Consider the following 25217-nt stretch of genomic DNA (forward strand, 5'->3'; position numbering starts at 1 on the left):
ATTGGTGCACATTTCGCCATCCCTCAAATCCTTCAAGAACATGCAATCCTCGCCGCCGCCCCAGCATCTGATAATCTGAGCCACATAAACATGCCCTTTGTCTCCCCAGAGATCTTCGCCAAGGAAAGACTCGCCGCGATCCAGGACTACTCCATCCTGGCATGGCGAGCCGTCGTCAACCTCTTCAGCAAGCCGCGTTATCTGGCCGACATCTACACCCAGATGGACTACATCGGCGTCGGCTCCATGCCCATCGTCGTCCTCACCGGCTTCTTCACCGGCTGCGTCCTCGCCCTCCAGTCCGCCACCTCGCTCGAGGCCTTCGGCTCCGTCAGCCTCACCGGCAACCTCGTCGCCCTCTCCATGGTCAAGGAGCTGGGCCCCGTCCTCACCGGCCTCATGGTCTCCGGCCGCAACGCCTCCGGCATGGCCTCCGAGATCGGCTCCATGAAGGTCACCGAGCAGATTGACGCCATGCGAGCCCTCGGCACCGACCCCGTCCGAAAACTCGTCACCCCGCGCCTCTACGCCACCGTCTTCATGCTCTTCTTCCTCACCATCATGTCGGACGCCTGCGGCATCGCCGGAGGCGCTCTCATCAGCATCGCCCTGCTCGGACTCAACGGCTCATCCTATTTTCACAACTCCTACCGTGCTCTCCAATACGGAGACGTCGTACAGGGTCTCGCCAAGCCCCTCTTCTCCGGCTTCATCATCGCCACCGTCGGCTGCTACTTCGGCATGAACACCAAGGGGGGTACCCAGGGCGTCGGTAAAGCCACCACTCAGGCTGTCGTCGTCTCCTCCGTCTTCATCATCATCGTCGACCTCCTCGTCACACGCGCCATGATCGGCGTCTTCGGCAGGTAAAGGCAGAATCACACTCCAATGGCAGACCTCGCCCAATCCGGCTCCGCAACCCTCGAGAACAAACCCGACTCGCAGGAGCCCATCGTTGTCGTCGAAGACGTCTCCATCACCTTCGATGTAAAGCCCATCCTCCAGAACGTCTCCTTCACCGTCCAGCGCGGCGAAACCCGCATCATCCTCGGCCCCGCAGGCGGCGGCAAATCCGTCCTCCTGAAGCTCATCAACGGCCTCCTCAAGCCCGACACCGGCTCCATTCAAGTCTTCGGCCACAACGTCTCCACCATGCGCGAGAAAGATCTCTTCAAACTCCGCAGCCGCATCGGCATGGTCTTTCAGGAGTCGGCCCTCTTCGACTCCATCTCCGTCGGCGACAACGTCTCCTACCGCCTCCACGAAGACAAACTCCCCGAAGAAGAAACTCACGCCCGCGTCATCGAGGCCCTCCGCTTCGTCGAGCTCGAAAACACCATCGAAAAATTTCCCTCTGAGCTCTCCGGAGGAATGCGCCGTCGCGTCTCCATCGCCCGCGCCATCATCACCAATCCCGACCTCATCCTCTACGACTCCCCCACCGGCGGCCTCGACCCCATCACCTCCACCACCATCATCGACCTCGTCATCAAGCAGCGCGACGTCACCCAGACCACCTCGCTCGTCATTACCCACCGCATCCAGGACGCCTACCTCCTCGCCCGCAGCCGTTTCAACAAAGAGACCGGCAAAGTCGAACAGATCCCCAACAACGGCATCGACGACAGCACAAAGTTCCTCGTCCTCAACGAGGGAAAAGTCGTCTTCGACGGCACCACCGAAGAGCTCGTCCACTCCACCGACCCCTGGCTCAGGGAATACCTCTCCTAGCCCCCATCGAACGCCGAAGCACCTCGACTCCACTCTACCCACAAAAATCGCCTAGCCAACCAATTCTCAAAGCGCAGGCCCTGAGCAGCTTTGGCAGATAGTGCCACTTGCGCTAAAGTTTGCCATCAGGTGTGTCCTTCATGGCTGCACCTACGAGCACTCTTGGCAAGTCGTTCCATGGCGTCAGACCGATATGCATCATGAAAAACTGATTAACTACGAGGTGCTCGCGCGCAACGGCATCCATCAACTCCCCAACGGTCTGCGGATAGAAAAATGAGCCATCGTCATTCTGCTGGAAAGGGTCGCTGCCATAAAGCAGGTGATGCTCAGGAAAATAAACCATCATCTGCCGCTCGCTTGTCTCACCATGTATTGGGTAGATTTCCAGCCGATTCGGCCCCGCGCCAAGCACAGTTTTTCCGCTAACAACATGAAACTCGGGTTGTCGTGGCGAGCGCTCCAATGCATCGGGCTTGGTCGTGCGTTTTCCAGCAATTACACGTTCAAGAATGGGCCGGTTTAAGTTAAGAGCGTAGATCGGAACACCTTCTGCCACGTATTCCCGAATTCCTGCCAAGTGCGGCCATGAATCGGAAGTTGTGATGACGGCCTTAACGGGTATACCGGGGAAGCGTTTTCTGGCTTCTGCGATCACCTTTACGGAATAGCCCGAAGAGATTGGCGCTTCCAGAATGACAATGCCATCGTCTTGGCGGACAAAAGTCGTGTTCCAAATACCCGGTACGAAACCACGCCAGGCTTTAGCTCCTTCGCTGGTTGACCGGGGATGCCGAGAGGACGAGCCTCAAGGTCAGCGGATTTCGAATCGGGGCTGTAGCGCTTACGCACTTCATCAGGGATGGTGAGTTCGGATTCGTCCAACGGTTCGTCGATCTTTAGTTCACTAATCACGAACATGCTGTCCGGCAACCCATTCTCCTCCACATTCCACTGGAGCGGCAGGTGAATGCCTCCTTTTGCCAACCACCAAAAGCTGAAGCTGGTGCGCATGGTTACATCACCTAGGTAGTTCCAGAAGTTGCTATGCGCCAGAGGGCCGGAATAATCAACCGCCGTAGGAAGATGTGTGTAGGGATTGAGATAAATCGTAACTGGTGCGCCATCGAATGTGAATAAGACTACGTTTTGCGAAATTGATTGCAAAGTGGTATCAGGTGCCACGTGCAAATCGGGTGCATCGAGCGCAGTGAGCAAGAGCCGTTCCGGACTCAACGCCATGCGTTCCTGAGCAGACTGTACCTGCTGCGGAGTTCCGGGTTGTGCAGTCTGCTGCGGCGGCGCTGCTGCCCCCTGGGATGAAACTAAGCGCATGGCAACGTAATTAGCCACAACTACGCTATTTGTGAACCTCGCTACAGGGTAGAGAGACGACACCTGCCGGTTTAGATACCGATGAGCAGCCAAGTCGTGAATTTCGGTTAGTTCATTCATCTGAACAATGTAGGGCCCTTCAGGACGTTCGGACTGTTCTAGTTCGTTTCGGTAACCGTTGGCTTCCCATTGCACGCTGCGCAGGGCTCGCAATTTGGCTTCACCGCCCTGTGCGGTGAGGCCGGCATGGATTAAGGTGAGAGCCGCAGAATCGGAGGCGTACAGCCGAACTGCGAAAAGAAGGAGAATCGCTGACGACACAAAGTTACGCTTCAGCAAGATTATGACCTCAAATCTACTTGATTAAAACTTCCGCTCTGACTGCTGCGACGCTCGACGACTTGGCCGTACAAATTATCAGCCTATCCGCGTGGGTTCAGCGGCCCGAATACTAATCAGAAACAAGAAATATCCTTCTATTGATCAATCATTCCACTCGTCACTCAGCGCTCGACTCTATTGCGTTCCGCTAACGCTTCCCTTTCTTCCACTCCTCATAAGGAATCCGCGGAATATTCAAAAACGAATCCCGCGTCTTCACGTAAGCGCCCAGCCCATTCATGCGGCCAATCGCATGCAACTCCTCCGACAGCACATAAGGCCCCGCCGGATCGAGAAACTTATCCTCGATATAGATCGACACCACCCGACCCAGCACGATCCGCGACCGCCCAATCTCCATCGTTGTAAACTCCTTGCACTCGAGCGCCGCATGAGCCTGCGCGATCCGCGGCACCTTCACCACCTGCGAGGGCGCAGTCGTAAACCCGGCCATCTCCAACTCATCAAACTCCGCAGGAAAATCCGTCGCGCAGATGTTCATCTGCTGCGCGATATCCTCGGTCACCACGTTCACCACGAACTCCCCCGTCCGCCGGATATTCCGCGCCGTATCCTTCGGCACAAAATGCTCCGAAGGACGATTCATTACCCCCAGCCCGACGATCGGCGGATCGGTACAAAGGTAGTTGTACGAGCTGTAAGGCGCAGCATTCATCCTGCCCTCTTCATTCATGCTCGTCACCAGAGCAATCGGCCGAGGCGCAACCAAACCGATCAGCAGGTTATAGGTCTCACGCGCCTTAATCTTCTCAACATCAAAAATCATCTTTACTCCTGGTACCCTTCAGCAGCCTAGCATTCCCGCCACCCGTTGTACTCGCAATCGCCTCTTTGGGTAGTGTTGCAGTTTGAATTTCCACAGAATTGCTTGGGTTTGAGGTGCGGCGTAGGCTCTTGAAATGGCGAAGAAACCGGAACTCATCAAGATTAGCGAAACGGAGTACAGCTGCTCATGCGGTGCTTTCAAGATCCAACGAAACACTGCTCGCCCCAAACCTGCGACTGAAGCTGAGTGGCAGCGACTCCGGGATCAGCAATTTACTGAACATTTGGGACATCGCCATTCTGTAGAAGAGACTAGTTCTGCGACCAAATCCCCCAAGCCGAAGACCCGTGAGGTGAACTAAGCCGCCGCGCGGATCATTAGGGAAGTCAGGCGAGAAATTAGAGTTCCTCGTCAGGGAACGGCAATTCGAGCGTTGCGCCTTTTCTTGGATGCACACGGTCGACCATCTTGACAAAACGGTTCCATCCAAATCCGCTAGATATCGCTAGGCGCTGAAACATTACCAGCGAGTACAAGTGCTGAGCCAACATTGGATCGCCAATTTCGGCTGTTAGCCATTGATGGTTCTTGGCAGGACGCCAGCCCTTTTCGTTCTTAGGGTTCTTCTCCTCAAGTGCCTTGCGAAGCCCCGGCGCGATCCGCTCGTAAACCAGCCCGTTTGTGTAGTGAGCTACCACGCTGTATCTATTCTTAGACATTCCCGGCCACGGCCAATTCTTGAGCTTATAGATGTTTTCATAGAATTCATCGGGAAACTTTTTCGCCCAAGCAGCTAACTCTTTAGCCACTATCTTTTCGAGGTATGCTTGCAGCGCATCCCTGGGACGCACCTCCTGATAACCAGTTGCCTCGTCAACCAAAGCGATGATTCCGATGTGTGCTAAGCCGCGCATGAGTATGTCGCAAGCGAGAACGATGTGCTCGTATCGCTTTGGGACCGCCTTCCCAATCGATAGGCAATTGTCCCGATACTTCAAATACACCTCGCACACCTGGGGAAGCAGCCGAGCATCATACCCGACCATGCGCGATGATCCTCCATCGTAAAAGATGGCTTTGGACGACTTTTTTAAATCGTCTGAAATGAATGGCCTAAGTGACTCTGCCTGCAAAAAGAAGGGGAGATCGTCGACGGTGGTCAAAACCCCTGTTCCCGACTTGGGAGAACGAGCGCGACCAATCGCTCTGAGAAATCCAGCTTGATTAAGTACTCGCACTTCGCCATCAATCACGGCGCATGGAATTTCGGAACCAGCGATTTTCAGATTTCCTTGGCCAAGAGTTTTCGGCAGTGTAGTCGACCATCTAGCACTAGCTGCGTTGATTGCGATTTGTTTTCGCTTTTCTGGGCCAAGGATTTCTGCCCTTGCGAATCCGCCTTTAGCTTTTGCCGATATCTTTTCGCTCATGCTTGCACCTTTTTTATAAATACTGCTTGCATTATACGCGCAAGCAGTTGTTGTAAAGATGCTTGCAGACGAAAGGATCGGTGAATCGTCTAAGCCAGCATCTTCTATCCGACCCCAAAAACCTGTCAAGCCCCAAAACAACGAAACCCCGCGCCAGACAAGGAGAATCGCGTGGCGTATGAGTTCCACTCCAACAGCTATACTGATAACAAGATCCAAAACACATCAGCCCCGGAGGCCACCGGGGCTAACTTATTGATAATAGTAATTTAGGCGCAACCCATTTGGAATGAATGCGTTACAGCCACAACCCACCTGTAAGCCCTTGAATATAAGCACCTTACTCCCAAAATACCCCAAGAGGGAGGGGGTCAGAGCCTCAGCCAAGGCATCGCAACGCCCAACCCAACCCGAAGCCAGCAAAAAGATAGCCACGAAAACACCACAGCCGCCACACTTCACACCATAAACTTACCACAAGCTGTGGCAGTGCCGAGGCAGTGTCAGAAGTCCGCACCACTCGCACCCTCGCAAAAAACGCCCGCAACAGCCGAAGCTGCATCACGGGCGTACAAAAATCTGAGACGAAAAAAGAAGGAGAGAGCCAAAAGCCGACTCTCTCCCAACGATAACTTAGTAGGGCCGGTAGTAACCAGGTCCGTAGTAGCCAGGCGGCGGAGGTGGCGGATAGCGGCGGCGGAACTGTGGGTCCGCGCCCACCGGAACACCTGCCCCCAGCCGGTTCAACTCAGCTTGAGACACCGTCGTAATGTCAGCCGGTTGTGTCAGATGGAAGACCAGGATCGCCTCAGGAGGCAGAGACGCCTCACCCCGGCCCTGAGCCGCCGACACGCCAAGACCGGCCACGCCACCCACCCCGGCACCAACAGCCGCTCCGACGCCGCCGCCTGCAACCGCACCGATCAACGCGCCAACTGCGCCCAGCCCCACCGTATTCCCTACCGTGTTCCCCGTCTTATCCACCCCCTGGTGCCACCAGAAATCGGTAGCAATCGGGTAGACCCTGCCACCCAGCGAAACAGAGTTGAGCTGCAACTTCAACTCGCCCTTGCCCTTCAACTCGCCCGCAGTATGCACCGCCACCACAGTTCCCTGGATAGAAGCACCACGGGGAATCGCGATCGAATTACCAGCCACAACGTCATTCAGAACCACTCCGTCGAACGTAGTCCCTACCGTGGTGCTCTTGCTGTTCATCCCCTGGTTGATACGAACCCGAAGGTTGGCTCCAATCGGCACCACAACAGCGTCTCCACCCCTCTGCGCCACATAAGGCCGCTGCGGAGGATACTGCGAAGGATAAGGCTGCCCATAAGCCGGATATTGTCCCGGCTGCTGTCCCGGATAAGGCGGTGGATACTGCCCCCCCTGCCCACCATACACAGGAGGATACTGACCACCCTGCTGCCCTTGGTAAGGCGGCGGATACTGCCCACCCTGCTGCTGCCCCTGATAAGGGGGTGGGTACGTACTGTTCTGCTGCGAACCCTGCGGCGCAGCAGATGCACTCGGACTGTTTGGAGCTGGAGGACTCTGCGCTTGCGGAGGAGCAACCGAGCCATCAGATTGCAGATTGGGATTTGTCCCCTGATGGGAGTCCTGCTGTTGCTGCGGAGAGTTGCTGCCTGTAACAGCTGGGAGCGCACCTACGATCAGCTGGTCCACAACCTTTTGCACTCCTGCCGTGTTCGAAACCACGTGATCCGCAAGATCACGCGACGGCTCATCCCGCACCGTGCCACTCAGCGTCACGACACCATAAACGGTAGTCGAAGTAATCGCCTGATCGGCCAACTCCGGGGCACCCGCTAAAGCCTTTAGAACACTTGCCTCAATCTGGGCATCGGGCACAGTCGCTGGCTTGGCCTGCGCTAACCCTACGCCACCTGCCGACGCGACACTGGCCATCAAGAATGCCGTCATCGCTAACTTGAAAAACTTGCACTGAAACCGTTCGCACATAAGCCCCTACGCCCTCCGGCGCGGCACGCTATCGCCACGCTAACATCCTATTAGTGCAGACTCGGTTTTCAGAAAAAAGTTACGCTCAACTCGTCTCACACAGTCTAAAACGGCATTCTCGGCTCACATCAGGGTCGATTGACCTTAGCTGGAAGTAACGGTATATTCAAAGAGCGGGGTGGAGCAGCCCGGTAGCTCGTTGGGCTCATAACCCAAAGGTCGTAGGTTCAAATCCTACCCCCGCAACCACTTAGCGAAACTTCCAACCCGGAATAACCCGGTGTAAGAGCAAGGGTATCTGCTCCGCCGGGTTTTCGCATGTTTGGACGCTCGCGTCATGGGTTATACACTCCCTAAGATCCTGCGAACGACAGCCGCATTGGCTTCCCGCTTTGCTTCTATCAGCGCGTTGCCGTACACGTTCATCGTGGTCGAGATTTGGGCGTGCCGCATGAGCTTCTGCTGCACCCCCATCGGTGCCCCCGTTTCATCCAGCCAAGAGCGGTAGGTATGCCGGAACATGTGCCACCCAATGCCGCCGTACTTACCCCATTCCGGGGTACTCTCTAGTCCGCCTCCGTACTCCCGATCATGCAAGAAACCCTCGGATTTCTACACTCTAATGACGGGATCAAAATAGGCCTGGAAGTTGTCCCTCCGTAAGCAAGCCGAACGCCAAGAGACGATGCTCATGCGGCGAAAACTTACTCTTCTCCGTACCCTGAGTCGTGTAGCCGAGCAGAAAGGAGTGCCTAATAAGGATAAACGATCCGGGAGTCGAATTACCGCCAGCTAACCGCCAGATGCCATCGCATCTTGCGATCCATGGTCTTTTCAAGCACGTGAGCATACTCCAACAGCTCAGAGAGCACCTGCTCCCCCTCGGTACCCAGCTGTTGCGGATCAGCCTCCAGCGTTCTCAACAACGCACGTACTGTCTTCAGTCCATCCGCGGGCGAATACCACTGCGGTGGAGGTAGCCGGCGCAGAAGCTCCTGATTCCCCGCGCCCTCTTCGATCAGCAGTGACATGGAATTCTCATCCGCAGAAAAGAACTCGATCAGCGGTCGAACAGCAAGCCGAAGAGCAAGCCGCTCCAGCGCATCCTCATGCCGCGCCAGCGATCTCCCATTTACGAAGATATCGAACCCAGGGTCCTCGCCCTCGACCACAATGTACATGGAAGCAGCCATTCTACAAAGTGTACAGCGCAGAAGTCGACACAGAAAAGTATCAACGAAGAGACAGCATCGTCTCTTCCTCGCTCATCTCCAGAGCCAGAAGCACCCCCGCACCAGCCGCAAGCAGGATGACCCCACTGATGACCCTCACCGTCAGTTCAGGCCGCATCAGTACATAACTCTCCAGTAGAGTCAGCAGCGGAATCACCAGGTACCGCGCGGCAAAACGCACCGGAGCCATCTCCCGCAGCAGCCAGACCAGCAAGACCACCTCGGCAACATCCACCAGCGAAGCCAGTGACGCCACAGAGGCCAATCCGCTCCACCGCCAGACCAACTCCTCCCGAACTGCACTACAGACCAGCAAGAACACCGCATTACCTATACATACAACCGCCAGCGCCTCTGCCAGAGCCATCCCCCGCAACATGCGATACAGCCAGACGCTCGACAACCCCACCGCAATTACTGCAAGACACAGCGCACCCTGCATCAAGCGCCCACGAAGCGAGTTCGAAAACTCCAGCGGCAGAAGTAACAGAAGCCCCGCGAGTCCCGCCAGAGCCGGAACCAGGGACCGTCGCGCCCCACGCTCCTCATCTCCAGAGGCAACCACGATCACCACGACTACGGGAACCATGGCAAACAGAGCGATTCTGCTGGTCTCTGCCACGCCAGCCCGCGCCCACTCCACCGCCAACATTGGAAGGCCAAAGAACCCCACCCCGGCGGCCGCCACCCGCAGCCCAACACTCCCAAACCGAACTCGGCGTGGCCCAGACAAAAGTGCAACCAGCCCGATCACCCCATAACGAAGCCCCTGCAACTCAAGCGCAGGCAACCCCTCCGTACGAGGAACAACCCACGAGGTAGCCGACAAGACACAAACTGCTGCAAACGCAATCCACATCGCGCGTCTCATCTCGACTCACCCCGCAACTCACTCCTCCGCAGTTTGCTCCCTGCAATTCACTCCACAGACAGAAAGACCGCGCGAGATGCGCGGTCTTTCTGTCCATTATGGAGTCCTACCGATTGCCGCCGCCCGAAGGCGCGCCAGAGCCGGGGCCAGAACCTGAGCCTGGCCGACGACCGCTACGACGACGCCTTCCGCCACCCGGCCGCCTCTGTCCACCAGGGCCATTCGCGCCCGGTGCTCCGGCGCCCGCCGGGACCGGAACTGCGCCCTCCGCGCGGTTGAAGTTGGGCTCCTCCGTCGATTCGTCACCATCCTCGTCGAAGTCCTCACCGTCCTCGTCGCTCCCGTCGGCATCACCGGCAACAGCATCGTGATGACCCTGTCCCCCGGTTGCACCGGCCGCGACGCTGCCTCCATCGGTACCGATCTGACCAGGCTCCGGAAGACCAAGCTTAGCGCGCTGCTCTCGCAACACAGCCTTTCTCGAAAGCTTGATCCGGTTCCCTTCTATCGCAAGAACCTTCACCAAAATCTGATCGCCCTCGCGAAGTTCATCCTTCACCTCCTTCACGCGATGTTCCGCGATCTCGGAGACGTGAAGCAGCCCATCGGTTCCAGGGAAGATCTCGACAAATGCGCCGAACTCCGCAAGACGAACCACCTTCCCAAGATAGGTCTTCCCAATCTCAGGCACAGCAGTCAGATCGCTGATCATCTGGATCGCGCGTGCAAGGCCATCTGCATCGCTCGACGCCACATTCACGCGCCCTGTATCATCCACATCGATCTTTACGCCCGTAGCATCAATGATGCCGCGAATCACCTTGCCTCCCGGCCCGATCAGATCGCGGATCTTATCCGTAGGAATCTGCAGCGTGTGAATGCGCGGAGCGAACTGCGACTTCTCCTGGTTCGCACCCGAGATGACGCCATCCATCGTATCGAGCAGGAAGAGCCGACCCTTTCGCGCCTGCTCCAGAGCCTCGCGCATAATCTGCGGAGTGATCCCCATGATCTTGATGTCCATCTGCAGCGCGGTAATGCCGTTGCGCGTACCCGCAACCTTGAAGTCCATATCGCCGTAGTGATCTTCCGCACCGGCAATATCCGTCAGAATGGCGTAGTTATCGCCTTCCTTCACGAGGCCCATCGCAACGCCTGCGACTGATCCCTTGATCGCAATACCTGCCTGCATCAATGCGAGGGACGCACCGCACACCGTAGCCATCGACGACGATCCATTCGACTCCAGGATGTCCGAAACAACGCGCAGCGTGTAAGGCGACTCATCCTCGGCCGGCAGCACAGCTTCAATCGCACGAAAAGCCAACGCACCGTGACCGATCTCACGCCGACCCACGCCAGTCATACGACCGACCTCGCCAACCGAGAACGGCGGGAAGTTATAGTGCAGCATAAAGCGGCGCTTCTGCTCTCCCTCATAGCTCTCAAGCCGTTGCGCGTCGTCGGTAGTACCCAGAGTCGCACTCACCAGCGCCTGCGTCTCACCGCGCGTGAAGAGTGCCGAACCGTGAACCCGCGGAAGTACACCAACCTCGATGCTGAGGTCGCGAATCTTGTCGAAAGCACGATGATCCGGACGAATCCGATCGTGCAAAACCTGGTCGCGGAAGATCTTCTCGCGCAAGAGCTCGTAATACTTGCTGAGCTTCTTCGCAGCGGGTGCATCGCCCTCAGGCAGATCTTTCTTCAGTTCATCCTTGATCGTCTTGACCAACGCATAGCTCTCGAACTTCGGATGCTTCTCGGTGTCGAGAGCATCTTTCAGCTTCTCCCCAACCTTTGCCGTCAGCTCGTTCAGATACGCGTGATCGACTTCCACCTCGTTGACGGTGCGCTTGGTCTTACCCGCGCGGGCAACGAGATCTTCAATCGCCGCACAGATCTTCTTGATCTGCTCATGAGCAAACTCAATCGCATCGACCACGCGGTTCTCTGCGACCTCCTTTGCGCCCGACTCGATCATCACGATGCCGTCCTTCGTGCCGACGACCATGATGTTCAACTTGCTCTGCGCCCGCTCAGCGTAAGTAGGATTCACCACAAACTGATCGTCGATCAAACCGATTCGCACCGCCCCAACCGGGCCGTGAAAAGGAATGTCGCTCAACGCCAACGCGCAGCTCGCTCCATTGATGCCAAGTACATCGGGATCATTCTCTTTATCCGCAGAGTAGACGAAGGCAACTACCTGGGTCTCATTGCGAAACGCCTCAGGAAAGAGCGGACGAATCGGGCGGTCGATCTGACGGCTCGTCAAAATCTCCTTCTCACTAGGACGGCCTTCGCGCTTGATGAACCCACCCGGGATGCGGCCGCCGGCATAGGTAAACTCGCGGTATTCCACGGTGAGCGGGAAGAAGTCGATTCCTTCTTTCGGATCGGGGGAGGCGGTTGCCGTTGCCAGAACTACGTTATCGCCGCTTGAAGTAAGGGCCGCACCGGGGGCTTGCTTCGCCATGCGTCCGGTCTCGAATTTAATTTGCTTGCCGCCGGCAAGCTCAACTGTCACATCCTGTTTCATGTTGCCTCTCTTCTCTCGTGTTCTATCGAATAAATAAGCTTGAATCGCGACATCCTTTGATCGGGCGCGAAAAAGCGCAGCTAGACGCTGGCGGTTTAGTAAGCCGCCAGCGAGCTGCGCTGGAATAGATTGTTCCTGAGGTTGTTCATGGACCAGAGCCCGCGTGAGTCGAAGACTATGGATACGGCACCGTGGCGTCCCATCGTCAGCAACCCCGGCGACAAAGGTCTTACAGGACCTTGCACGAAGTTGGCAGCCGAATAGGAACGGGCCGTGTATGCTCCCATAGTTTGAACGGTTTCTCCGGGGATAGTGCGGTTACTTGCGGATTCCGAGTTTGCCGATGACCTCGCGATAACGGTCCGCGTCACACTTCTTCAGGTAGTCAAGCAAACGGCGACGCTTGCTCACAAGCATCAGAAGGCCGCGACGCGATCCGTGGTCCTTCTTGTGTGCCTTGAAGTGTTCCGTCAACTCGCCAATACGCTCGCTCAAAATAGCGATCTGAACCTCTGGACTCCCGGTATCTGAGTCGTGCGTGCGGAACTTCTCAATAATGTCTGTCTTTTTAGCGGATGCCAACACAGCTGTTTCTACTCCTAATCTTCTTTCTAATTCACTCTTAGTGTCCACATAAGGATAGCACCGCTGGCGAAACCGGGCAATCGAGCGCCGCCAACGATGCTAACGATTTTGGGAAATTTCAGGCGAGATGCGACTTCAAAAACTCGAGCGAGCGCTCTCGTGCCAGCTTGGCCGAGACAGCGTGATAGCTATTGGGATCGACATCACGGCTAAAGGCGTGTCCCGCCCCTTCGTAGACGAAGATCTCTACCTCCGGATGAGCCGAACGAACCGCCTCTATCTGATCCTGCCCAATGTGGCTATCGTTCGCGCCGAAGTGCAACATCACCGGGCAGCTTGAACTTTCCTTTGCCACCGCCCCAATGCCGCCCGCATAGTAGCCGACGCAGGCGGAAGGTTGCATCTCGTAGTCTTTGCCGCGCGTAGCCACCAGCCAGCTAGTCAACCCGCCGTAACAAAAGCCGATAACACCAATCTTCTTGCCGGCCTTCTTCGCCCACGCATACGCCGCAGCCACATCCATCAGCGTCGTCTCGGGCTTCAACATGCCATAGAACTCATAAGCTCGCTTCATGTCACCGGGCTGGTAAGTCAACTGGACGCCAGGCTCAAACCGGTCAAAGATCGCAGGCGCAACCACGAGAAATCCATCTTTGGCATACCCATCCGCCACGTTGCGGATATGGGCGTTGATGCCAAATATTTCCTGCACAAGAATCAAAACCCCATTTGCTTCCCCATTGGGCTTTGCAACGTACGCTCCCAGTTCATGACCGTCTTTTGCTTTTAGCTTGATCCACTCACTCATAACTCCATCATATCCAATCCATCGAGCTGCTTTGCCATCGTGGGTTGTCAAATAAAAGAAAAAGTCACTCTTCGAGACCACGCAGTCTTTCGACATTGATTCCGCTGGCTCGTGTTTTCTATTTCGTCTCGGATTCGGTGTAGCTTTTGATCTCACGCGTCCAGCGAAGAAATCGAAACAGTTGCCTTTTTTCTTTCCAGAACAGATTCCAAAAATCGAGCGCCCGTACGGTATCCGCGTGTTGGCCCGAATAGGTCTCCAGTCTCCATCGCAGATAGGGGCTTCGCCACGGCCTCAATCTGTTACCGCGCGTCGCGTTCCAAAGAAATCTCACCTCTTCACCCATCAGTAGTCCTCAGATCAAAGTATAGGCACTCCCCCAAAGATGTTCGATTGTAGCCTGTTCTTTTGTTGTCATCCCCGAAGGGGATCTGCGGTTGCGGTTACGGTTTCCTGTTTCTTTTGTCTCCTCTATCGTCCCATCCAACTAGTTCTTTTAAACTCAGGCAAAAGCGATAGTTGCACAGTCCAAGAGCAATCGCAGTCGGATCCTCAGTCCTGCGGTTCTGCCAACACCTAAAACATACGCCTCGCGCATTTGTAATACCCAATCAGCTGTACTTGAATTAGGACCCTGAAGCCCTGCACGAATTGGCTATGTCCAACGCTTTAAGCCTGCAAGCGACCTGAATTGAATACTTTATCTTCAAGCCATTTGCAATAAGCACTTTGCACGCAAAACGAGCCGCAAAACTACTCCGCATCATGGTATGGCGGAACGGAATGCCGAGACCACTTATCTCATCAGTTGAAAGAGGTCCTCTTGGTTCCCCAGGTTACTAATGACGCTGAGCAGCGCCTGATGTTGAGTTTCGGCAGACGAAAGTTGCGTAGCCACCTCCTCAGGATTCGCTGAAACCAGAGTGCCCTGCGTCACCACAAGCTGACTTTCACTGGTTTGCGCAAAGGTACTGGCGGAGTTGAGTCGGCTCAAAGAGCTGTCGAGTGTTTGCCGCTGATCGGATAGCTGACCAAGAGCGGTGGTGAGCGCAGCCGTATCGGTCGTGAGACTAGCGGTCGAGGCGCCACTCGAGATATCGCCGATCAACTGACTCAGTGCCCCCACAATCCCGGTGGTCCCCGAACCGAAGACAGAGGAACCAGGCAGATTGATTGGAAGTTTTTGTCCTCCTGGCACTTCGACGGTCTGCACATTAGTGTCGCCGGCGTAGGTAGCTGTGGGTGGAACGGCAGCGGTATTGAGCGTGAAAGGCTGGACGGACCCCTGGCTCCCGCTGAAGAGATACTGCCCTTGATAACTGGTATTCGCCAGCGAGACCACTTCAGTAAGAATCCCGCTGAGCGCTTGAGCGATGCTGGCATTGTTCGACGCGTTCTGTGTGCCGTTGTTGCCTTGCACCGCGAGCGAGAGCGCCTGATTGATCTGGGTCACCACGTCGCCCAAAGTCGAGTCGGCAACCTGCAGCCTCGATCCCACCCCGGCAGCAGATTGAACGAACGTGTCCGCCTGTTCGATCTGACTGGCCAAGAGGGTGCTCTGTGCGACAGCAACCGGATTGTCCTGAAGCGATTGGATACTCAATCCGCTAGATAGCTCGGAGGTCAGGTTATTGATCGCGGAACTGGACTGGTTGAGTGCCCCGGTCAGACTGCTGAGATAAGTCGGATCTACTCGCAAGATGCGCTCCTGATTGGTAGTTGGTTAAGTCTAAGAGTGCCGCGTCTTCTTAGGTCACTGTAGTTTGTTCACCAAGATTGATTGCGCTCGCCATCAGGGTGTCAACGATCGAGAACACCTGAGACGCCGCCTGATAGGAGCGCTGATATTGCGTTAGATTCGATGCTTCTTCGTCAGAAGATACGCTCGAGAGCGAATTGCGCTGAGTCGAAAGCTGAGTGAGCGTGGCCTGTTGCGTTGCATTCTCCGTCGTCACGGCCGAAGCATCACTGCCAACCTGATCAAGGAACGAGGCGAGGAAACCTGTGGCCGTCTGGGTCCCGACCACATTGGTCGTGGAAAGATCGGCAAGAGTAGTAGCGTTGCTGTTGCCCGAAGACCCCTCTCCAGCAGAGGCAGCCGCTACGGCCCCAGGAGAGGTTGCAGAAACCGCGATCGTTGCAGCAGAACCAGTCGCACTGCCCGGCAGGCTGAAGATCGCCAGTCCTGGGTTCCCGCTACTGTCAACTCCTAGCTCGTTCTGCTGATTTACTGCAGTTCCAAGGGAAAAGGCTAACTTATCTAACGCCGCGGAATAAGTCGACAAGTACTGATCCCTCGCTTGCAACGCTCCACCCAGGTCTCCGCCGCTGAGGTTTGAAGTCACGTCCTGAGGAGGGTCCCCTGCCAGCACGTCTGTGTTGCCTGCCACCTGTGTCGTGCTAACCTGAATGGCCTGATCACCGCTAACCAAAACTGCTCCGCCGCTGGTTGTCAGAGAAATGCCGTTCTGTGAAGTTGAAATTTGGTCCAATCCAACGAGCTGAGACAGTTGATCGATATCCTCTTGCCGCTGATCTTCAAGACTGCCGGCATCCCCATTCGGGCTGGTACTGGCGATCTTGGAATTAAGTGAAGCTATCGAAGAGGTGAGCGAGTTTATTTGGCCGACGTCACCGCTGACTTGCTGATTAAGATTGACGGAGATCTGCGAAAGCTGACTTGATGCACTGTTGAATGCGCCGGCTAAAGCGGTCGCAGCAGTTAGTACTTTCTGTCGCGTTGCTGCATCAGACGGATTAGCTTCCAAGGAAGATAAAGAGCTAAAGAATCCGTTGATCGCGGTGCCAAGTTGAGACGAAGCTACGGCTCCCGACCCCGTCGAAGCCGAGGTCAATCCGAATATGTTTTCAACCTGCTGCAAAGCAGTTTGAAGCGCTGCGCTCTGCGATGTGGTCTGTGTTTGCTGCTGTACTCGTTGTTCGAGAACGCGATCCCTCTGTGACGAAACGGTAGCAGTGACGCCGGTGCTCTGGGCCTGCCCGCTAAGGGAGACGGAATCCCCCGACTGGAAGCTAACGACCTCACGCGTGTAGCCAGGAGTAAGTTGATTCGCAACGTTGTTAGCGGTCGCGTTCAGGGCAGCCTGATCAGCCAGTAAGGCCTCGCTGGCTATATTCAATAATGAGGTTAGTGTGCCCATTGGTCTCTCATGTCTCTCCCGTGCAGGCGGTGAAGTGTAGCTAGATTCGACTCAAGATTTCGAAGAATGAGTTCAAGTAGATGCCTCTTTGCCAAAATCGAACTAAGACTGCCTTTGCTGCATACGATGCTGTACTTCGCAAGCGCTGCAATTCGCTCTTCCAGGGTTTGCAGTTTATTCAGATCCAGAATAGTGAGAGCCTTAATCGTCTCATCGAATACGTCAGCCACTGTTTGATCAATTGTCATTGTTATTCCAGTAAGGACTGTATGATTTTGTCTGCCATATCTGACGACGACACTGTGTACGTTCCAGCTGCGATCGCTTCCTGCAAAGATGAAACCTTCACAGTTCGCGTATCGGAAGCCCCTAGAGACTGAAATACGAGGCCCCCTGTTGAACTCAAAGCCGTCTCGTCGGCATGTACTACAGTTGCGCTAAGTGCTTCAGATTTGCCGGCTACAGTCCCTGACGTATTAACAATTACAGCCGGCTGCGTCTCAGATGGAGTGATCGCGTTGGTTGTCTGTTGACTGCCGATTCCACTTGTATAGCTCATGATGAGCCTCCGTCTACTTGACTATATCGGCCTTCAATCCGCAAACTTTAGTACTCAATCATTTTTCTTTTTCCGCATGCGGCTGATGCGCTTTAGCGACCTGCTCGACAACCCACTGAGCAATCCCAAAGCCGCCTCCCTTCGATATGGCTTTTGCAACAGATTCCGTTCCGTAGCTGCTCATCGTGTCAGAAGCCGAGTCATCGCTCTTCTCTTCCTCTCCCCAACTACTCTGACCATGCTGCATTGGCTTTAGCAGTTCTTGTAGCATCATTGCCTCGAATTGTTGAGCAGCATCGACTAGTTTGGCTTGCTTCTGAAGTTGGATAACAGGCGAACTTGAGACATCCGGGTTAATCTTCATAGGACTTCGATCTCTGCCTCTAGCGCGCCCGCAGACTTCATTGCCTGAAGGATCGAGATCACATCACGTGCTGAAGCTCCAATTGTCTGTAGGCTTCGAACCAGATCATCTACCGTAGCTCCCTGTTTTAACTCGATTCGGTTGACCGGCTTATCTTGAGCGTCGATTCTCGTCTGCTGCACGACCTGCGTCGTGCCACCTGAGGACAATGCGTTAGGTTGCGACACCTGAAACTCGCTCACCACATTTACTGCTAATCCACCATGAAGGATAGACACCGGCTGCAGGACGACCGTTCCGCCAATAACTACCGTTCCTGTACGCTCGTTGACAACTACTTTCGCTCGAGGAAAGACAGGTACTTCTATTGACTCGACCTGAGCCAATAACGCTGGAATCTCTTCATCGGCGGCAACCAGCAAATCAATCCTTCGGCTATCGAGAACGTGCGCAGCAGGCCGTCCTAATGATTGATTGATTGCTAGTGCCATGGCTTCCGCGGTACGAAAGTCAGCTTCGTTCAACAGGAGCGAGAATTGCTTTTTTCCTTCAAGATCCAACGGAACCCCACGTTCTACCATCGCCCCAAAAGGTACTCTCGCAGTGTTGGGGTGATTGTATTGCTTTGAGTTCCCGTTCACATTGATCGAATAGCCACCTACTACTAACGGTCCTTGTGCCTGGGCATATATCTTTCCATCCGATCCATAGAGAGGAGTCATTAGAAGTAGCCCCCCCTCGAGACTCCTTGCATCGCCTGCAGAAGAAACAGTTATGTCCAGCTTGGTGCCCGGCCGAGCAAAGGGGGGTAAGGTGGCCGCCACAAAAACTGCGGCAAGGTTTTGTACTCGAATCGCCGATGCTGGTACGCTTACTCCCATCCGCAGCAAAGTTGACGCTAATGTTTGTGCTGGAAAGGTTGTTTGCTGGCTGTCGCCGGTGCCTTGCAGCCCGACAACTATACCGTATCCAACTAATTGATTGTCACGAATACCTTCAATTGAAGAGATATCTTTAACGCGGGCCTGCCTTAATGCAGATGTAATTGAGTCTGAAGAAAGAGCACACGCAGACGAGATAACAAATAGCAAACATGAAAGAAAGGCCGAAAGTCCTCTGATCAGTTTCTTTGATTCTAATTTTTGGCGTTTCTTAACAATGTACATACAATTCCTCACTAAAAAATCAAAACCTTTTGTAGAAGACGAACTACGGGAATCTGACGGTGGGTGTAGTCATTGATAATTCCCTTCCCACGTACTTCAAGCTCCAAACTAGAGATAGCTGTCGATAAAACTTGATTCTGTTGAGAAATATCCTCAGGACGGACAAGGCCCCGCAAAACAATTGTCTGTGTCTGCTGGCTGAACTCAACTTGCCGAGCTGCCTCAATAACAAGCATCCCATTTGAGAGCACCTCTATCACTTGTCCGCCAAATGTAGTGCTTAGACTCGAATTCGTTGCACTTGTCCCGGCCGCGTTAAGTCCAGACGAGGATGTTTGATTGATCAAATTCTGCAATGCGTTACTTGCATGAAGTGTACCGATGAGACCTGATATGGCGGAACTTGCATTCGATGCCCGTGAGTTCTTGACGGTGCCATCCGTCGAGGCCGCGAGGCTTTCAGAGACTACAACCGAAATCAGATCATGTGGTCGCATGGCCCGCACATCCGTATTGATGCGGGTCAGTCTTCCGCTATCTGTCCAGATGGATCCTGGCGCAGGCTGAATGTTGGAATTTTCCGCCCGAACCCTCTCCAGATAGGAGGATAACGATGAGGCTGCCACATTCGGTTTGGGCTCAATCAGTTTATGGATCATTTCAGTCTGTGCATGCAACGAGGGGAGCACCAGAAGCAACGGCAATATTGCTGCGATCGTCGACGCGAAGCGACTGCAACTTTTGTTTTCGAACAAAGTCCAAAACGATTGGCTTGTAAAGAGCGGGTCTCTACGGGATTCTGATTCGCGGATGAAGCTAAAAACCGAGCTGATCCTTAAAATTCGTCTCATGGCTTCATCTCCACATTGGACGGCCCTCGAACAATACCGGAGTATTGTTCTGATACAGACTGATCGTCCGTGTTTTCGCGTAATAATCGAACTTTTATAACTTCTCCCAACCTGCCGTTCTCTTCCGAGATTCCGGTAACTTCAAGCCTCGAAAATAGATCTTGCCTACAAACCCGAACGACATCACCAGCATGAATTACTACGGATCCTAGAGTATTTTTGGCATTCTCATGCCCTCTGAATTGTGCCGACAAAATCAAATTTTGCAATGGAAAAGCAAGGGCTGGCCAGTCTGGATGATCACAATGTATAACCATCGCCCAGGTCTGTCCTAGTATCAGGTCCGACTGAGTTCTCGCTATACGATAACCACCGCTTTCCAATATCGGAAATGAGAAACTTGTGGTGCCCGCAGCAATTGCAACTGATGGCGTTTCATAACAGATTGCGGGAACTGTATTGGCAACGCTTATTCCGTGTAGCAAAAAGAAGAGGCTTTTGCCGGCTGTCTTGAATTCTGAAAAAATGCTAATCATGTCAACCTACCGAACAAGACCGTTGATCTGCGAGTACATGTCGTCAGCGACATGTATTACTTTGGAGTTACTTTCGTAGGCGCGTTGTGCCAAGATCATTTGCACGAACTCCGCGACGACGTCAACGTTTGAGTTTTCTAGATACCCTTGCTGTAGTGTTCCTATTCCGCTGGTACCACCTGGGCTGTCAGTAATGGGATTTCCCGAAGCGGCCGTCTGCTGCAGCAAGTTGCTTCCGATAGAACTAAGCCCTCCAGGATTAGGAAAAGTTGCTAGTTGAATCGTGCCAAGTTGGGCGGCATTTGTCTGCCCGGGAAGCATCGCAGTTACGACTCCGTATTGAGAGATCGTTACCGCGCCGGCATTGGAAGGAATGGTGATTGCAGGTAAAACTGTGTCCCCATTCGAGGTTATGATTGTCCCCTGACTGCTCAAATGAAAGTTACCAGCGCGAGTGTAAGCAATAGTTCCATCAGGGAGAGAGATCTGGAAAAATCCCGCGCCTTGAATCTCAAGGTCGTATTGATTACCGGTATTATTGGGATCACCTTGCGTCATAATTACTTCACTTGCCGCCGTCTTCGTACCTAGACCGACCTGCAAGCCAGCGGAAAGAGTCTGCTGTGTCTCGGCAGATCCGGGAGTGATCAGGTTTTGGTAGATCATGTCTTCAAATTGCACTTGACGTTGTCTGAAACCCGCAGTTCCAGAATTCGCGAGATTGTTTGCGATAGTGTCCAGATTTGTTTGCTGGGCGCTCATTCCGCTTGCTGCTGTGTATAGTGCACGAATCATTTCAAGCTCCTTGTTCTGTAGATGACTCAGAAATATGGGTCTCTCGTCAAACTCGGGGAAGATCCTCTGAGGCCGTTTTATCGAAATCGTTATTGAAGACACTCAACGCTTTTTGCATCATCTCCGCTTGCCGTTGCATCAACACGAGTTGCATCGTGCCGTGAACGGCGTCTTCATTGGCTCCCTCTACCGAGCCTTGTTCTACCGAGACGTTTGCAGCACTGGGCTTTGCCCCATTAGCGGAAAAGCGGTTGGAACCCTCAGCAGAGAGAACTGATCTATCTGCAAAATCGAAGGTTCCGACCTTACCTACAATTACGCTGCCGTCTGCTGTCGAAACCGAGATGCTGCCGTCGGGGGATACGTAGATGTTGCCCGTGGGGATGATGATGGGCTTGAGATTGGCGTCGAGCACTGGCTCTGCCTGGCTTGTCTGGAGCATTCCCTTGGGGGAGCGGGAGAAAGCTCCATCTCGTGTGTACCGGATGCCGTTGGAGGTCTGGATGGCGAAGAAGCCCTGCCCTTCGAGCGCCAGGTCGAGCGGATTGCCGGTGGCTTTCAGCTCTCCCTGTCCGAGATCGAGTCGGTTGCCACCTAAGACTCCGAAGCCGTTAACGGACTGGCCGACCTGCGATGCTGTCTCGGGATCCTGGTCGATGCCGCCTGCAAGAACTCCACTGAAGTAATCGCGTTGGGCACGAAAGCCGGAGGTTCCGGCGTTGGCCAGATTGTTGGCCGCGGTGTCGAGTGCCTGCGTGCGTGCCAAGAGCCCTGTATATGCTGCGTAGAGTCCGCTGTCCATGCCACGAGCTTATGCAGTTCGGTGGCCGAAGTTGGAGAGGAGATAGTTAGAAAACGCTAACGGCGTTCATTCAAGGTTGCTGTTGATCTGCCGATACAGTAGTTAGACCAGAAGATGTGTTGGGAGGGTCGGTGCGAGCTCTAATTATTGATGATTCGGCAGTGATGAGGAAGGTTATCGAGCGAGCGTTGCGGCAGGCAGGCCTCGAACTGAGCGAGGTATTGCAGGCTTCGAATGGGGAGGAGGCGTTGCAGACTCTTCGTGACAATCAAGGTTCGGGTGGGCTGTCGTTGATCCTGAGTGACATCAATATGCCGGTGATGGATGGGCTGCAGTTTCTGGAGGCTCGGAAGCAGGAGAATCTCGCGCACGGCGTTCCGGTGGTGATGATTACGACGGAGGGCAATGAGAGCTTCGTGCTGAGGGCGATCGCTGCGGGGGCGCAAGGCTATATCTGCAAGCCGTTCACTGCCGAGCAGGTCAAGGCGCGGGTTCTTCCTCTGTTGCGTGTGGCGTGAGCGATTCTGTTGCTGCTCGTGCGGGTTGAGCCTTTCGGTTGGAACCTGGTTCGTTGAGATGAGTTGGAGCTTTGCTGATTGCATCGCTTCGATCTTGATTTGTTGGTTGGTCGGTTGGTTGAGAGTTGCTTGAGTGATTGCGGAACATAAACCTGGAGCGGGAAGAGGACGATTGTGTCAAATACGCAGGATGAGGCAGTGACTCGGCTGGATTCGGCTGTCGCAGAGGTTTTTGAGACGATGCTGGAGCGCAGTTGCGATCCCTTGGAGGGTGAGGTCGACACGGTGGAGGGGCGGATCGTGGCGAGGATTCAGTTTACTGGTGCGGTGGACGGGGAGTGCCTGTTGTATGCGAGTCAGGCTACGGCGTCGGTGACTGCGGAGGCTCTGCTGGGGACGCCGTCCGAGCCGCACGATCCGATGGTGGACGATGCGATCGGGGAGCTTTGCAATATGATCGCCGGCGGATGGAAGAGCAAGCTTGCCTCTCCGGACTCCAACTGCACGATCTCGACCCCTGCCGTCACTCGGAATGGACTTGAGGGCTATCAGGCGAGGTTCGGGACCAAGTTTAGCCGGAAGTATTCTTTTCAGGGGAATGTGTTCGGCGTCGTACTTGCGTTCTAGTAAGGGCCCCCCCTATTACCCGCGCGTAAGTCTATTCTTTGTAACGACTTACGCGGAATAGGTCTCCGCAAAATATTCATTCCAAACAGGTTGCTTGCAGATTCGTGATGGCAAAGGGCTTACGGAGAATCTGCGGTGATGGTAACCACGGCGAATGCAAGGGAGACGCAGAAATGCAAATGCGGGGTTTCTCCGCGGCGCGGACCACGATAAGACTGTGGTTCGTTTTGGTCGAAATAACGGTTCTTTTGCGACTTTTTGCGGATAGATCTCTGTATTCAGTATAGCTGGTGGTACGTAACTAATGTGCCATGCGGATCTGTCTGATGGAAAGGCACTTAGCCTCGTGTGGGGCTTGACAGGATTTTGCTGAGAGCAATGGCGGTGAGGGACAAGGCGTTAACGATCTGCATTTGGCAGGAGTGGGGAAGATTCTGGGTTGACAGCATACCAACTGGTTGGTATTTTATTTCAATCAGAGACCTCTTCTCATGATCGATATCCAGCACGAATCGAAGACGAAGTTCCTGGATGCGGCAATGCACGTGATTCGCGTGAAGGGTTACACCGCTACGCGCATTGAAGATGTCTGCGAAGAGGCAGGCCTGACCAAGGGAAGCTTCTTTCACCACTTCAAGAGCAAGGAAGAGTTGGCTACGGCTGCGGCGGATCACTGGAGCGAGGTTACGAGCGGGTTGTTTGCGTATGCTCCGTATCGCGAGCTTTCCGATCCGCTGGATCGTGTTCTTGCCTATGTGGACTTCCGCAAGGCGATCCTGCTGGGAAGACCGCTGTGTGACTTTACGTGCCTGGTGGGTACGATGGTGCAGGAGGTGTACGACACCAATCCTCTGATACGAGAGGCGTGCAACCGGAGCATCAGCGAGCATGCGGCGACTGTGGAGGCGGACATCGCGGAGGCTATGCAGAGGCATGGCATGGAGGTGGAGTGGACTGCGCAGAGTCTGGCACTTTACATACAAGCGACGCTGCAAGGAGCGTTCGTCCTTGCCAAGGCCAAGAGTGGCCCCGAGATTGCACTCTCCTGTATCGATCATTTACACCGGTATATTGAGATGTTGTTTCTCAATCGATTCCAGGAGAGCACTTCATGACAGAGGTTCCACAGCAGGGAGTTAAGACAGTTTCTGATGGGTTGGAATCGCCGCGGTTTGAAGACGGAAGGCCGATGTTGCTGGCTGGACTGCGGGGTGAGTACACGATGGCGACGATGCCAGAGATTCCGGCGCTGTGGCAGCGTTTTGCTGCTTACCTGGGCAAGATCCCCGGACAGATTGGAAGGGTGGCTTACGGGATTTGTTTTCCTTCGTCGGATGGTTTTGGCTACATGGCGGGTGTCGAGGTACAGAGTGCGGAGGGTCTGCCTGAAGGGTTCAGCGTGGTGACGATGCCGGTAGAGCGATATGCGGTGTTCACGCACAGGGGCCATGTGTCGAAGCTGGCGGAGACCTGCCGCGCGATTGAGCATGAGTGGCTGCCAAGGTCCCAATACTCGTTCGCGTTGGGGACGCCAGGGGCACCGGGTTTCTTCGAACGCTATGGCGAGAGCTTTGATCCGAAGATCGGCGCTGGGGATGTTGAGGTGTGGGTGCCGATTCGTTAGGACTGACGTTTGCTTTTGAAGGTGCAGCAATGGGCCGTGCAGCTAACTAGAGAGGAGAACCACGATGGCGACAGCGACGATGCAGACCGATGTTTCGAAGGATGAGGCTGAAGTTCTGGCGGTGATCGATCAACTCCGCAAGATGAATCATGAGAAAGATGCTGCCGGATTTGCAGCGTTGTTCGCGGCGGATGTGGCCGACTACAATCTGGCTCCGCCGCTCTCTCATCGTGGAATCGATCTCCGCGAGAAGCAGGCGTGGTTTGATTCCTGGGATGGGCCGGTGGAGGTGGAAGCGCGCGATTTTGAGGTGACGGTCAGCGGCGATGTTGCGTTCTGCCATGGCTTTATGCACATGAACGCGACCTCCAAAACAGCAGCGCGACTGGTGAGCTTCTGGATGCGTTCTACTCTTCAGTTGAAGAGAGAGGCTGGTCAGTGGAGGATCACACACTCCCATACGTCGGTGCCGTTTTATATGGATGGCAGTCTGCGGCCGGCATTCGATCTTCAACCGTAAACGATGCAT

27 protein-coding genes and 1 tRNA gene are annotated in these 25217 nt (G+C 54.6%); 8 read left to right on the plus strand and 20 right to left on the minus strand.

Annotated elements, in window-relative coordinates; genetic code table 11:
- Window positions 1–90 precede the first annotated feature (90 nt).
- Together HDF08_RS08970 and HDF08_RS08975 are read left to right on the plus strand one after the other, a co-directional pair.
- Window positions 91–870: an MlaE family ABC transporter permease gene (locus HDF08_RS08970; protein ID WP_179638118.1), complete on the plus strand. Its 780-nt coding sequence runs from the start codon at window positions 91–93 to the stop codon at window positions 868–870.
- A gap of 18 nt (window positions 871–888) precedes the next feature.
- The gene (locus tag HDF08_RS08975; RefSeq protein ID WP_179638119.1) at window positions 889–1731 is read left to right on the plus strand and encodes an ABC transporter ATP-binding protein; all 843 of its coding nucleotides are present in this window, start codon (window positions 889–891) and stop codon (window positions 1729–1731) included.
- Window positions 1732–1843: 112 nt separating this feature from the next.
- Here the strand turns inward: HDF08_RS08975 and HDF08_RS08980 are convergent, their stop codons facing one another.
- The 5 genes from HDF08_RS08980 to HDF08_RS09000 form a co-directional block, all read right to left on the minus strand.
- Complete coding sequence (locus tag HDF08_RS08980) at window positions 1844–2389, minus strand: MBL fold metallo-hydrolase (RefSeq protein ID WP_179638120.1); 546 nt, start codon at window positions 2387–2389, stop codon at window positions 1844–1846.
- 2 nt (window positions 2390–2391) lie between these two features.
- Complete coding sequence (locus tag HDF08_RS08985; RefSeq protein ID WP_179638121.1) at window positions 2392–3405, minus strand: hypothetical protein; 1014 nt, start codon at window positions 3403–3405, stop codon at window positions 2392–2394.
- Window positions 3406–3595: 190 nt separating this feature from the next.
- On the minus strand, window positions 3596–4234 hold the full coding sequence (locus HDF08_RS08990; protein WP_179638122.1) for a flavin reductase family protein: 639 nt from the start codon (window positions 4232–4234) through the stop codon (window positions 3596–3598).
- A 398-nt stretch (window positions 4235–4632) separates the two neighbouring features.
- On the minus strand, window positions 4633–5883 hold the full coding sequence (locus HDF08_RS08995; RefSeq protein WP_218884532.1) for a P63C domain-containing protein: 1251 nt from the start codon (window positions 5881–5883) through the stop codon (window positions 4633–4635).
- A gap of 414 nt (window positions 5884–6297) precedes the next feature.
- On the minus strand, window positions 6298–7608 hold the full coding sequence (locus HDF08_RS09000; RefSeq protein ID WP_179638123.1) for a BON domain-containing protein: 1311 nt from the start codon (window positions 7606–7608) through the stop codon (window positions 6298–6300).
- 211 nt (window positions 7609–7819) lie between these two features.
- Here HDF08_RS09000 and HDF08_RS09005 point away from each other — a divergent pair.
- Window positions 7820–7896, plus strand: a tRNA-Met gene (locus tag HDF08_RS09005).
- 93 nt (window positions 7897–7989) lie between these two features.
- Here the strand turns inward: HDF08_RS09005 and HDF08_RS22115 are convergent.
- From HDF08_RS22115 to HDF08_RS09085, 15 genes are all read right to left on the minus strand, one after another.
- Window positions 7990–8169, minus strand: coding sequence for a site-specific integrase (locus HDF08_RS22115; RefSeq protein WP_179638124.1), 180 nt, complete (start codon window positions 8167–8169; stop codon window positions 7990–7992).
- Window positions 8170–8429: 260 nt separating this feature from the next.
- Entirely contained in the window at window positions 8430–8840 is a 411-nt protein-coding gene (locus tag HDF08_RS09015) for a hypothetical protein (protein ID WP_179638125.1), read from the minus strand.
- A gap of 40 nt (window positions 8841–8880) precedes the next feature.
- The gene (locus HDF08_RS09020) at window positions 8881–9750 is read right to left on the minus strand and encodes a hypothetical protein (protein ID WP_179638126.1); all 870 of its coding nucleotides are present in this window, start codon (window positions 9748–9750) and stop codon (window positions 8881–8883) included.
- Between the two features lie 106 nt (window positions 9751–9856).
- Window positions 9857–12292, minus strand: coding sequence for a polyribonucleotide nucleotidyltransferase (gene pnp, locus HDF08_RS09025; RefSeq protein WP_179638127.1), 2436 nt, complete (start codon window positions 12290–12292; stop codon window positions 9857–9859).
- 318 nt (window positions 12293–12610) lie between these two features.
- Window positions 12611–12877, minus strand: coding sequence for a 30S ribosomal protein S15 (rpsO, locus tag HDF08_RS09035; RefSeq protein WP_158944128.1), 267 nt, complete (start codon window positions 12875–12877; stop codon window positions 12611–12613).
- A gap of 118 nt (window positions 12878–12995) precedes the next feature.
- A complete protein-coding gene (locus HDF08_RS09040; protein WP_179638129.1) occupies window positions 12996–13685 on the minus strand; it encodes a dienelactone hydrolase family protein in 690 nt (229 codons plus the stop codon).
- A 796-nt stretch (window positions 13686–14481) separates the two neighbouring features.
- Window positions 14482–15384, minus strand: coding sequence for a flagellar hook-associated protein FlgL (gene flgL, locus HDF08_RS09045; protein WP_179638130.1), 903 nt, complete (start codon window positions 15382–15384; stop codon window positions 14482–14484).
- 49 nt (window positions 15385–15433) lie between these two features.
- A complete protein-coding gene (flgK, locus tag HDF08_RS09050) occupies window positions 15434–16846 on the minus strand; it encodes a flagellar hook-associated protein FlgK (RefSeq protein WP_179638131.1) in 1413 nt (470 codons plus the stop codon).
- Window positions 16847–17096: 250 nt separating this feature from the next.
- A complete protein-coding gene (locus tag HDF08_RS22120; protein WP_179638132.1) occupies window positions 17097–17405 on the minus strand; it encodes a flagellar biosynthesis anti-sigma factor FlgM in 309 nt (102 codons plus the stop codon).
- A gap of 58 nt (window positions 17406–17463) precedes the next feature.
- Window positions 17464–17769, minus strand: a complete 306-nt coding sequence (locus HDF08_RS09060; RefSeq protein ID WP_179638133.1) for a hypothetical protein — start codon at window positions 17767–17769, stop codon at window positions 17464–17466.
- Entirely contained in the window at window positions 17766–18935 is a 1170-nt protein-coding gene (locus tag HDF08_RS09065; protein WP_218884534.1) for a flagellar basal body P-ring protein FlgI, read from the minus strand. The genes HDF08_RS09060 and HDF08_RS09065 overlap by 4 nt, the downstream gene beginning before the upstream one ends.
- A gap of 11 nt (window positions 18936–18946) precedes the next feature.
- Entirely contained in the window at window positions 18947–19786 is an 840-nt protein-coding gene (locus HDF08_RS09070; RefSeq protein WP_257030931.1) for a flagellar basal body L-ring protein FlgH, read from the minus strand.
- Entirely contained in the window at window positions 19783–20322 is a 540-nt protein-coding gene (locus HDF08_RS09075) for a hypothetical protein (RefSeq protein ID WP_179638134.1), read from the minus strand. Before HDF08_RS09075 ends, HDF08_RS09070 begins: the two co-directional genes overlap by 4 nt.
- 6 nt (window positions 20323–20328) lie before the next feature.
- Window positions 20329–21117 (minus strand): flagellar basal-body rod protein FlgG, encoded by a 789-nt coding sequence (flgG, locus tag HDF08_RS09080; protein ID WP_179638135.1) that lies wholly within the window; start codon window positions 21115–21117, stop codon window positions 20329–20331.
- Window positions 21118–21163: 46 nt separating this feature from the next.
- A complete protein-coding gene (locus HDF08_RS09085) occupies window positions 21164–21919 on the minus strand; it encodes a flagellar hook-basal body protein (protein ID WP_179638136.1) in 756 nt (251 codons plus the stop codon).
- A 131-nt stretch (window positions 21920–22050) separates the two neighbouring features.
- Between HDF08_RS09085 and HDF08_RS09090 the strand changes: the two genes are divergently transcribed.
- From HDF08_RS09090 to HDF08_RS09110, 5 genes are all read left to right on the plus strand, one after another.
- Window positions 22051–22437 (plus strand): response regulator, encoded by a 387-nt coding sequence (locus HDF08_RS09090; protein WP_179638137.1) that lies wholly within the window; start codon window positions 22051–22053, stop codon window positions 22435–22437.
- A gap of 174 nt (window positions 22438–22611) precedes the next feature.
- Complete coding sequence (locus tag HDF08_RS09095; RefSeq protein ID WP_179638138.1) at window positions 22612–23064, plus strand: chemotaxis protein CheX; 453 nt, start codon at window positions 22612–22614, stop codon at window positions 23062–23064.
- Window positions 23065–23555: 491 nt separating this feature from the next.
- Window positions 23556–24179, plus strand: coding sequence for a TetR/AcrR family transcriptional regulator (locus HDF08_RS09100; protein ID WP_179638139.1), 624 nt, complete (start codon window positions 23556–23558; stop codon window positions 24177–24179).
- A complete protein-coding gene (locus tag HDF08_RS09105) occupies window positions 24176–24688 on the plus strand; it encodes a GyrI-like domain-containing protein (RefSeq protein WP_179638140.1) in 513 nt (170 codons plus the stop codon). The genes HDF08_RS09100 and HDF08_RS09105 overlap by 4 nt, the downstream gene beginning before the upstream one ends.
- A 64-nt stretch (window positions 24689–24752) precedes the next feature.
- Window positions 24753–25208, plus strand: coding sequence for a nuclear transport factor 2 family protein (locus HDF08_RS09110; protein ID WP_179638141.1), 456 nt, complete (start codon window positions 24753–24755; stop codon window positions 25206–25208).
- The last annotated feature ends 9 nt before the right edge of the window (window positions 25209–25217 follow it).

The organism is Tunturiibacter empetritectus (assembly GCF_013410875.1).
Taxonomy (GTDB): domain Bacteria; phylum Acidobacteriota; class Terriglobia; order Terriglobales; family Acidobacteriaceae; genus Edaphobacter; species Edaphobacter empetritectus.

Bases quoted from the DNA above. Each gene is read 5' to 3' on its own strand.
- HDF08_RS08970 (WP_179638118.1), top strand. From the start codon at position 91: ATGCCCTTTGTCTCCCCAGAGATCTTCGCCAAGGAAAGACTCGCCGCG.
- HDF08_RS08975 (WP_179638119.1), top strand. From the start codon at position 889: ATGGCAGACCTCGCCCAATCCGGCTCCGCAACCCTCGAGAACAAACCC.
- HDF08_RS08990 (WP_179638122.1), bottom strand. From the start codon at position 4,234: ATGATTTTTGATGTTGAGAAGATTAAGGCGCGTGAGACCTATAACCTG.
- HDF08_RS09000 (WP_179638123.1), bottom strand. From the start codon at position 7,608: ATGACGGCATTCTTGATGGCCAGTGTCGCGTCGGCAGGTGGCGTAGGG.
- HDF08_RS22115 (WP_179638124.1), bottom strand. From the start codon at position 8,169: ATGTTCCGGCATACCTACCGCTCTTGGCTGGATGAAACGGGGGCACCG.
- HDF08_RS09015 (WP_179638125.1), bottom strand. From the start codon at position 8,840: ATGGCTGCTTCCATGTACATTGTGGTCGAGGGCGAGGACCCTGGGTTC.
- HDF08_RS09020 (WP_179638126.1), bottom strand. From the start codon at position 9,750: ATGAGACGCGCGATGTGGATTGCGTTTGCAGCAGTTTGTGTCTTGTCG.
- pnp (WP_179638127.1), bottom strand. From the start codon at position 12,292: ATGAAACAGGATGTGACAGTTGAGCTTGCCGGCGGCAAGCAAATTAAA.
- HDF08_RS09040 (WP_179638129.1), bottom strand. From the start codon at position 13,685: ATGAGTGAGTGGATCAAGCTAAAAGCAAAAGACGGTCATGAACTGGGA.
- flgK (WP_179638131.1), bottom strand. From the start codon at position 16,846: ATGGGCACACTAACCTCATTATTGAATATAGCCAGCGAGGCCTTACTG.
- HDF08_RS22120 (WP_179638132.1), bottom strand. From the start codon at position 17,405: ATGAGCTATACAAGTGGAATCGGCAGTCAACAGACAACCAACGCGATC.
- HDF08_RS09060 (WP_179638133.1), bottom strand. From the start codon at position 17,769: ATGAAGATTAACCCGGATGTCTCAAGTTCGCCTGTTATCCAACTTCAG.
- HDF08_RS09065 (WP_218884534.1), bottom strand. From the start codon at position 18,935: ATGTACATTGTTAAGAAACGCCAAAAATTAGAATCAAAGAAACTGATC.
- HDF08_RS09070 (WP_257030931.1), bottom strand. From the start codon at position 19,786: ATGAGACGAATTTTAAGGATCAGCTCGGTTTTTAGCTTCATCCGCGAA.
- HDF08_RS09075 (WP_179638134.1), bottom strand. From the start codon at position 20,322: ATGATTAGCATTTTTTCAGAATTCAAGACAGCCGGCAAAAGCCTCTTC.
- flgG (WP_179638135.1), bottom strand. From the start codon at position 21,117: ATGATTCGTGCACTATACACAGCAGCAAGCGGAATGAGCGCCCAGCAA.
- HDF08_RS09085 (WP_179638136.1), bottom strand. From the start codon at position 21,919: ATGGACAGCGGACTCTACGCAGCATATACAGGGCTCTTGGCACGCACG.
- HDF08_RS09100 (WP_179638139.1), top strand. From the start codon at position 23,556: ATGATCGATATCCAGCACGAATCGAAGACGAAGTTCCTGGATGCGGCA.
- HDF08_RS09105 (WP_179638140.1), top strand. From the start codon at position 24,176: ATGACAGAGGTTCCACAGCAGGGAGTTAAGACAGTTTCTGATGGGTTG.
- HDF08_RS09110 (WP_179638141.1), top strand. From the start codon at position 24,753: ATGGCGACAGCGACGATGCAGACCGATGTTTCGAAGGATGAGGCTGAA.